Genomic DNA, 8,497 nt, shown 5'->3' on the forward strand with positions numbered 1-8,497 from the left:
AATCCTGTCTCTACAAAGCGATAGTTGCAGGCTTTCCACCACTGACTCATGTTCATTGATTGATTTTTCGCACTTCTGATGGTTAAATGGAGAACGCCCCCTTTTGAAGGCCCCCCCACCATGTCCAGAAACCGGAATACCCGATCCCTCCTTCTTGCCAGCGCAGCGATCGCCCTGTTGACCGGTCCGGCCGGGGCACAGCTCCTTGGGGAGACGCTGCTCAATCCGAACCTCGGCGTCCAGATCCCGAACTCGGGTCCGACCGATGGGACCACGATCACCCGGTCCCGTACGGTCACGAGCTCCGTTGACCAGTCCCTCCAGGACCCGGGGGCCGCGGTCCCGAACGATTACTCAACGGTGGGCGACAACCTCGGGAACCACATCGCCATCAAGGACATGAACCTGTCCGGAAACGAGCTGCTCATGCAGGGTGGTGACATCCAGTCCGGGGGCGGACGTGTCCTGGGGATCCAGGAGGTTCCGGTTGAGACGGATGAGGCGAGCTCGAAATTCTACGTCGACAGCCTGAACTCCGAGCTGTCAGACGCGATCACGGTGATCGAGGGGGATGTGCAGACCCTCTTCAACCGTCGGATCAACACGCCAGAGAACCAGGGCCTGAAGGGGGGCGGCTCGCTCACCTCGGATCTCACCCTGACCGTCGACGGGACCGTGGTTCGTACCGGGGGTGACCAGGTCATCTCGGGCGCGAAAACCTTTATCGGATCGGTTGATCTGCGTGGGAACCGGCTGCTTTCGGTGGGGACACCGACAGCAGCGACCGACGGGGTGAACAAGGCCTATGTGGACGCGGCGACGAGCGCGCTCGGCGCGGAGATCGACACGCTGGATGAGACCTTCCGGACGCGCCGGATTGATACCGGGACCGGTCTTCTGGGCGGTGGTGATCTCAGCCAGAACCGCACGCTCACCTTCGACACGGTCTGGGGGGATGCCCGCTACGCGCTCCGTGCCCGCAGGCTCAGCGCGGGGGACGGTCTCACGGGAGGGGGTGACCTCTCGGCCGACCGGAGCTTCGCGCTCGACGCCACCGTGGTCCGGACGAGCGGGAACCAGACGATCGCCGGGAACAAATCCTTCACCGGGCTCCTCTCCTTCTCGAACAGCCGGCTGACCTCGGTGGGAACGCCGACCGTCGCCTCCGACGCGGCGACCAAGGGTTATGTCGACGGGATCCGGGCGGAGCTCGAATCCAGCCTGACCACGCTCACCGGACGCCGGATCAACACCGGCACAGGACTTCTCGGGGGCGGGGATCTCAGCCAGGATCGTACGCTCACGTTCGACACGGAATGGGGCGACCTGCGCTACGCGCTCCGTGCCCGCACGCTCAGCGCCGGGGACGGGCTTTCGGGCGGCGGCGACCTCGCGGCCGATCGGAGCTTCTCTGTGGATGCGACCGTGGTCCGGACCGCCGGGGCCCAGATGATCGCCGGGGACAAGACGTTCCGTCAGGGGACCGGAACGCGTTTCGAGCGCGGTGCGGGACTTGACGGGGTTATCCTGCGGGGGGGCTCAGCTGGAACGGCCGGGTACTCGGTCACGATCACCCCGGGACAGCTCACCGCGAACCGGGTTCTGACCCTTGCGGACGGGGCGACCACGCTGGTCCCCGGCACCATGGTGCCGACCGCGCGCAGCCTGATCGCCGGGGACGGTCTTTCAGGCGGGGGCGATCTCGCATCAGATCGCACCATCTCCGTCAACGGCACCGTGGTTCGGACCTCCGGAGACCAGGTCATCGGGGGTGCGAAAAGCTTTACCGGCTCGCTCTCCTTCTCGAACAACCGCCTGACCCTGGTCGGCACCCCGGTCGCGGCCTCTGACGCGGCGACCAAGGGCTATGTTGACGGGATCTCCGCGACCCTTCAGGCGGATCTGACGGCCCTTTTCGCACGCCGGATCGACGCCGGCACCGGTCTGACCGGTGGGGGTGACCTGACGGCTGACCGGGTGATCGGTTTCGACACGACCTGGGGGGACGCGCGCTATGCGCTGCGCGCCCGGACCATCGCTGCCGGCGACGGCCTCACCGGCGGCGGAAACCTCTCCGCCGACCGCACCCTGGCCGTGGATTCGAGCGTCGTGCGCACCCTGCGCAGGGTCGCGACCGGGACCGGTCTGACCGGCGGAGGGGACCTCTCCGCGGATCGGACCCTGGCCTTCGACAGCGCCTGGGGGGATGCGCGCTACACGGAACACGTCACCACCGGGTTCGCGACCACGCTCACCTATGACGACCTTTTCGGGGCGACCGGGAACGGCGCGGCCACCTTCGGCCATAGCGGCGCGGCACGCCCCTCGGACGCTCCGGTGACCGGCCAGGCGGGCGGACTCCATATCGGAAACGCCTGGGGCCGGGCGCAGATCGTCCTCCCGAACGCCGAGAACCGGGTCTTCTTCCGGAGCGGCACGCGGACGGCCTGGTCTGAGCTGTGGCATTCCGGGAACCTGAACGTCACCGAGCTGACCCCGATCACACGGGCGATCAACGCTGGCACCGGCCTGACCGGTGGGGGGACCCTGTCGATCGACCGGACCCTCGCCTTCGACACCGCCTGGGGGGACGCGCGCTACGCCCTCTCCGCCCGCAATCTGATCGCGGGGGACGGCCTTTCCGGCGGCGGGACGCTGGCAGCGGACCGGACCCTCGCGGTGGACGCCAGTGTGGTCCGTACCGCCGGGGCTCAGACCATCGGGGGCGCGAAAACCTTCAGCGCCTCGCCGAACTTCTCGAACCTGCGTGTTCTGGGGGTCGCGACCCCGACGCAGGGGACGGACGCGGCGAACAAGGCCTATGTGGACGCCCAGGTCAGCGCGGCCGCCGGCACCACCTACACGGCCGGGACCGGTCTCACCCTGACCGGGACCACCTTCGCGCTGGCGGACAACCAGATCCGCCGAGACGCGCTCTCCACGAGCGCGGGCGTCGTCGCCTATAACGGGCATACGGCCGCGAACGGTCAGTTCTACGGCGGGACCACCAACCCGACCAGCACGAACACGGCGCATCGGGTCAACTTCCAGGGGTCCCTCTACGCGACCCGCTTCTACGCGACCCAGTACTTCTACTTCTCGGACGAGACCCTGAAGGAGAACGTGAGCCGGATCGAGGGGTCGGAGGGGATGGCGCTTCTGCGCGAGATCCGTCCGGTCCGTTACGACTGGAAGGAGACCGGGCGGGAGGCGCTCGGGGTGATCGCGCAGGAGACCGCCCGGGTTCTGCCGAACCTGGTCGACACGGACCCGAACGGGATCATGTCGGTGGACTACATCCAGCTGATCGCGCCCCTGATCGCGGCGGTGCAGGAGCTGGACGCGCGGGTGACCGCGCTGGAGGCGGCGCAAGGTGAACGGTCCCTCCCCTGACCACCTCCTGGTCCGGCCAGTCTCGGCCGGACCGCAAAACCGGGGCGACCCCGGTATGTCCCGTCTCGCCCCCCGTCGCTTTTCGTGTTATGCGAAAAACGTATTCAATCGGAGACGCGACATGGGACGACCCTCCCTTCCGATGCCCCCACTCAGAGCCCTCCTCGCACCTGCATGCGCGGCGACGCTGATCTTGATCGGGGCCTGGACCGCCGGCCCCGCCCTCGCACAGGAGATGTCGACGGTCCATTCCGGTGGACGTGTCGAGATCAACGCCCACGGGGTCTGCCGCAGGGTGCATAACGGGACCGAACACGGGGTCATGATCCCGACCAAGACGGCGCAGGAGTGGGCGACCGGCGGGTCCTCTTTCCTCCAGAACGTGCCGACGGGGATGACCGCCTACGCCTGCGTCAGCCCCGAGGTGGCGTTGCGGCGCTGGTCCCGTATCGGCCCCCCGGGCCAGACCGGCCAGCCCTTCACGGTGAACGGGGCCGATCACGGTCTGACCTTCACCTCTGTGGGGGTGTCGACGGACGGGGTGACCCCCTCCCTGGTCGGCAACCAGATCCGTTACACGCCGAATTCGACCCGCTGGCGTCTCGACCATCTCGCAACGGCTTTGGACACGATCCCCTTCGAGGCGATCGATTCCGAGGGGATCGCCGTACAGGGGAGCCTGAAGATCACCCTCGTGGGGTACGATTACGGGAACGCCTACCTGGGTTTTCGTCATTACAGCCCGCTGCATCCGGACATCGAATATGGAGACCTCGGGCTTGACATCCCTTATGACTCGAAAAACGGCGTCCGGATCAACATGATCTTTCAGTTGAAACAGAACATTTTCGACGGGATGGCCAATTTTTCAGGTCTCATGTCGCTCCGTTTCGGGACCGCACATGTGATCGTCATCGATAACTCAACCGCCTCGATGGGGGCCTATTCCGGCCCCTCAGTCGGGGACGTGAACGGGGACGGGGCGTCGAACACGATCCTTGACGCCCAGATCAGGGCGGCGCTCGACTTCGTGGATCTCATGATCGCGAACCGTCAGGCGGAGGTGGGCAAGACCCGTATCGAGGGGTTGGATGATCCCGGCGAGTATATGGAGATCAGCGTCTACGGGCCCGGCAACCTGGGCCCGAGCGGAAGCGAAGATTCCGGTGCGGAACCGATCTTCATCTACACCGCCAACGCGACCGGGGCCTTCGTCGGTCAGACCAACCTTACGAGCTACACCAGCTATCGCACCTCGGCGCGATCAGCCCTTCTGTCGATTAGAAACTCCGGATCAAATCTGAACACGTCCTCCGTCTTCTCCTATCTGGACGGACAGATCGCGTCACTCGCACCAAGCTACTTCACCATGGCGGTGCATTTTCTCACGCCGGGGACGAACTCCGGGACGACCCCGAACCTGGCGCGGTTCAACCAGACCGGCTCAGGTCAGCTCGGGACCCCGGTCTTCGCCTATTACACCGGGTCCAACGCGGCCTCGGCCCAGGCGACCTTCGTGGCCGGCCTTGATCATGCCGGGGCGCGTCGTCACCTGACCAGCCCGGCCGTTTTCGGCGCGGTCACCCCCCCATACCCCGTCGAACCCGCCTTCCGGATTGCGCGTGAGGTGAACGGGGTTTATCAGCATGTGCGAAATCCGGACGGGTCCATCTTTTATCCCGATCTCGTACCGATGGTCCAGAGAGGGGTGTACGGGTTCGGGTTCAGGCTTCTGCCGGGAACTGACACGACCTGCTATGCGAAAAACTGTCAGATGGCGGGGGTGCCGACCCATCTGATCCAGAACTATAGTGGACTGCTGACCCTCTCCGGTCAGACGAACCGGTTCGAGATGCAGCCGATCATGTTCACGAACCCGATCTACCGGGTACACTATGACAGTAACGCCGCCCTGTTCAATTCGGGCGGAGTCCTGTGGCGTCTCGGCTTTGTCGTGCGCGGCGGATATACGGCGCTCCCGCCGAACTGAAGGTTCTTGGCGGATTTTCGCGCAAGCGGAGAGGTGCGGCACGCGCGGGGTGACGCGGTTTGCGAAAAACGCTATCAGACCCGAAGTGAAACGGCTTCGGAACCTCCCCATGCGATCACCCCTCCCCGTCCTCCTCCTGACCCTGCTGTGCGGCTGCGGTCTCGCGCTTGACCCAGTCGCGGGACCGGCCGCGGCGGAGACGGGCCCGGCCCCGATCCCGGAGGTGATGATGGGGGCGCTTCAGGAGGATCTCGAGTTGAACGCGGTGCAGGCGGCGGCGATCCTGGGGAACCTCGCCCAGGAGACCGGGAACTTCACCCTGCTCAGGCAGATCAACGGCTCCGCGATCGGATACTCCCAGTGGATGGGGCCCCGTAAACGGGAGTTTCTCAGTTTCGCCGAGGAGAACGGGGGCGCCTTCAGTCATGAGGCGAACTACGGGTTCCTGGTGGAGGAGCTCCTCACCCAGTATGAGGGGACCCTCGAGCGGATCCGGTCGACGGACCGGGTCGATGAGGCGACCCGGATCTTCATGACGGAGTTCCTGCGCCCGAGCCCGAAACACGCGAACCTGTCCGGTCGGGTGCGCTATGCGGAGCTGTTCCTCTCCGAGGAGTTCTCCGGCGCGGGCTGTGTCGGGACGGAGCCGGTGGACGGGGGGAGGGTCCCCCCCTGCCCCGACGTCACGCAGACGTCCGTCGAGGCCGCGGCCGGGCCCGACACGCCGGTCCGGATCACCGAGGCGGAGGTCCCCTCTCCTGAGGCCGCCTCCGAGTCCGACCCGGCGGTCGCATCGTCGCAAATCCGGATCGCATCGGATGATCGCCCCGCCCGCTCCGGCCACGGCATGTGAGAAACAAAAAAGGCCGCGCTTTCGCACGGCCTTTCAAGTCCTGTCCGGTTACGCCGATCAGAGTTCCGGCGCGTCCTCCTCCGCCTCGAGCACGTCCGCGAAGAAGAAGTCGATCTCCGCCCCGTTGTCGTAGCGCAGGTCCTGAAGGGCCACACGGGCCGCGTCGATCATCTCGTCGCTGGGCACGTCCGCCTCCGTATAGGTGGACAGGACCCGGTCACGGACGTTGATCTCCGCCACCCGGGAGGCGCTGTCCCAGCTGTAGAGGTAGGCGCCGACGTGGTCACGCACCAGCAGCACGTCCGCGTCCTCCTTCGAGAAGAGGCGGGCCTGGAACCGGTAGCCCGGCATCCGGTCTCCGAGGATCTCGGAGATCCGGTTCAGCGCCTCCGGCGCCCAGGTCCGCTCCTCATGGCGTCCGAGCTCCTGAAGGACCAGGTCATGATCCTGCGCGGAGATCATCCGACCATTGACCCGAGCCACCGGGGTGGTGGTCAGGGCCCCGAACACCTCGCGGGAGATGACCGGGTTGGCCGCGATCGCCGCCATCTGGGCGGCGGTGAACCCGGCCCCGCGGACCGGAAGCCCGCCCAGAAGCGCGCGCGCCGCCTCCCCGTCCCCCTCATAAGCGGCGGCGGGCGGGGTCAGGGCCAGCTCATGCGTCGGCTGAAGCGCCCCGATCTCCTCACGCAGCGCCCGGTACTCGGTCACCTTGGACATCTGTTCGGGAGTCAGCACGTTGGCGTTCGCCCGACCGATCTCATACTGGACCGCGTAGGCCTGGCTCTTCGCGGCGATGTCGGTGAACGGGTCCTCAAGCGTGGCCCGGAGCCCGTCCTGAACACAGGTCAGCAGCCCGGGGACCCGCGCGAAGGCGTCAGCCGGGTAGCGCGGGGTCAGGTAAGTGGGCTCCGCCGCGTCCGGGTCCTTCGCCAGCGCCTTCTCGTGCTCGGCGCGCAGCTTCGCGTTCTCCTCCGCGACGCGGGCGTGGTCGCGCAGGCTCTCACGCCCCATCTCGAAGAGGCGGATCGCGGCGCGCTGAAGGTTCCCGGCGGGGACCTTGTCCTCCTCCCCGTCGGTGGTCGGAATGACGAGGATGAGGTCATTGCCGGCGTTCGGGTTCAGCACCATCCCGCGACGCTCCGCCCCGTCCATCCAGCCGACGAGCAGGTGACCGGGCTGGACCGTCTGGCCCACGGCGCGGGCCAGGTCCGCCTGGTCGAACTCGGCCAGGAGGGCGGCGTGCATAGGGAGGACCTGGGCCTTGTGGCCGCGGAACTCCGCGCGCAGCGCGTTCTGGGTGAACGCGGTCTTGATCGTCTGGGGCATGACTCACTCCTCGGTGGGTTTGCGAAAATCTCTCTTGATCTTCGTAGCAGCTGGATCTGAAAATCACAAACAGCTATGCTGCGGGGGTCGCGCGCCAGCGTCTCCCTGTTGCAGAAAAGGCCCCGATGCACTGGCTCGCACAGCCCTCCCCAGAACTGCTCAGCCTTTTGTTCCGGCTCGACGCGGCCTCCGTGCTGACCGGTCCGGACCGGGACCCGGCCGATGCGGTGATCGACCCGGTCTTCGCCGTCCCCTTTGCCACGGCGCTCGCGGATCTGCGCGCGGACGCGGGCCTGTGCGAGCAGGGGGATGGGCCGGACCCGCTCCCCCTCTGGCTCGCCTCCCTGGCACGGAACGGACCGCCGATCGCCGCCTCCGGGGCTGCGCGTCTCTTGGACGCCAGCGCCCCGGACGGGACCGGGCTCGGCGTCCTTCTCCTCGACACGGAGCCCGCGATCCCCCGCATCCTCGGGATTTTCACCGGGTCAACCCTCTGCGTCGACCCGACGCTTCGCGGCCGCGGCCACGGCCGCGCGCTCGCCATGGCCCGCCTGATCCGGGACGAGTCCCTGCCCACCTGGGAGCACGACACGCCCGGATACAGCCCCGCCGGGGTGGCAACGCTCGTGAGTGCCCTGGGGGCCCTGCGCCGCATGACGCCGGAGGAAGATCCGGACCTGTCCTTTTAGCCGGCCCGCTCCTCTTTTTTACAATCAACAACGGGAAAGCCCCGTACTTCAGTGCGGGGATGAGAGTGATCGGCGAAGCCGCGATCTCCCCCGGCCTTGTCTTGACAAAGGTGAGGCGTAAAGTATTTTCGCATCATGGAGATCGTCAGCCGCCGCCACAGCCGAAGCGCCCTCGGGTACCATTTCGTCTTCGTGACGAAACGGAGACGGCGCGTCTTTTTCGGCAAGGTGGAGGCGGCGCTC

General features: G+C 66.7%; 6 protein-coding genes. 4 read left to right on the top strand and 2 right to left on the bottom strand.

What is annotated here, in order from left to right; genetic code table 11:
* The first annotated feature begins 120 nt into the window (after positions 1-120).
* The 3 genes from C8N34_RS03470 (at position 121) to C8N34_RS03480 (ending at position 6,236) form a co-directional block, all read left to right on the top strand.
* The gene (locus tag C8N34_RS03470; protein WP_108127761.1) at positions 121-3,393 is read left to right on the top strand and encodes a tail fiber domain-containing protein; all 3,273 of its coding nucleotides are present in this window, start codon (positions 121-123) and stop codon (positions 3,391-3,393) included.
* A 121-nt stretch (positions 3,394-3,514) separates the two neighbouring features.
* Positions 3,515-5,383 (top strand): hypothetical protein, encoded by a 1,869-nt coding sequence (locus tag C8N34_RS03475; protein WP_145693551.1) that lies wholly within the window; start codon positions 3,515-3,517, stop codon positions 5,381-5,383.
* A 109-nt stretch (positions 5,384-5,492) separates the two neighbouring features.
* The gene (locus C8N34_RS03480; RefSeq protein ID WP_108127765.1) at positions 5,493-6,236 is read left to right on the top strand and encodes a phage tail tip lysozyme; all 744 of its coding nucleotides are present in this window, start codon (positions 5,493-5,495) and stop codon (positions 6,234-6,236) included.
* Between the two features lie 57 nt (positions 6,237-6,293).
* On the opposite strand, the gene C8N34_RS03485 is transcribed toward C8N34_RS03480, so the two are convergent.
* On the bottom strand, positions 6,294-7,565 hold the full coding sequence (locus C8N34_RS03485; RefSeq protein ID WP_108127767.1) for a hypothetical protein: 1,272 nt from the start codon (positions 7,563-7,565) through the stop codon (positions 6,294-6,296).
* A gap of 125 nt (positions 7,566-7,690) precedes the next feature.
* On the opposite strand from C8N34_RS03485, the gene C8N34_RS03490 reads away from it, so the two are divergent.
* Positions 7,691-8,254 (top strand): GNAT family N-acetyltransferase, encoded by a 564-nt coding sequence (locus tag C8N34_RS03490; RefSeq protein WP_108127769.1) that lies wholly within the window; start codon positions 7,691-7,693, stop codon positions 8,252-8,254.
* Here the strand turns inward: C8N34_RS03490 and C8N34_RS26640 are convergent.
* Positions 8,251-8,497 (bottom strand): hypothetical protein (locus tag C8N34_RS26640; RefSeq protein WP_211317721.1); only part of this gene is annotated, 247 nt, incomplete at its 5' end. The genes C8N34_RS03490 and C8N34_RS26640 overlap by 4 nt on opposite strands.

Origin of the sequence: Gemmobacter caeni, assembly GCF_003054195.1 — a bacterium.
GTDB classification, from domain to species: Bacteria; Pseudomonadota; Alphaproteobacteria; order Rhodobacterales; family Rhodobacteraceae; genus Gemmobacter; species Gemmobacter caeni.

Coding starts and splice junctions, on each gene's coding strand:
- C8N34_RS03470 (WP_108127761.1), top strand. CDS start 121: ATGTCCAGAAACCGGAATACCCGATCCCTCCTTCTTGCCAGCGCAGCG.
- C8N34_RS03475 (WP_145693551.1), top strand. CDS start 3,515: ATGGGACGACCCTCCCTTCCGATGCCCCCACTCAGAGCCCTCCTCGCA.
- C8N34_RS03480 (WP_108127765.1), top strand. CDS start 5,493: ATGCGATCACCCCTCCCCGTCCTCCTCCTGACCCTGCTGTGCGGCTGC.
- C8N34_RS03485 (WP_108127767.1), bottom strand. CDS start 7,565: ATGCCCCAGACGATCAAGACCGCGTTCACCCAGAACGCGCTGCGCGCG.
- C8N34_RS03490 (WP_108127769.1), top strand. CDS start 7,691: ATGCACTGGCTCGCACAGCCCTCCCCAGAACTGCTCAGCCTTTTGTTC.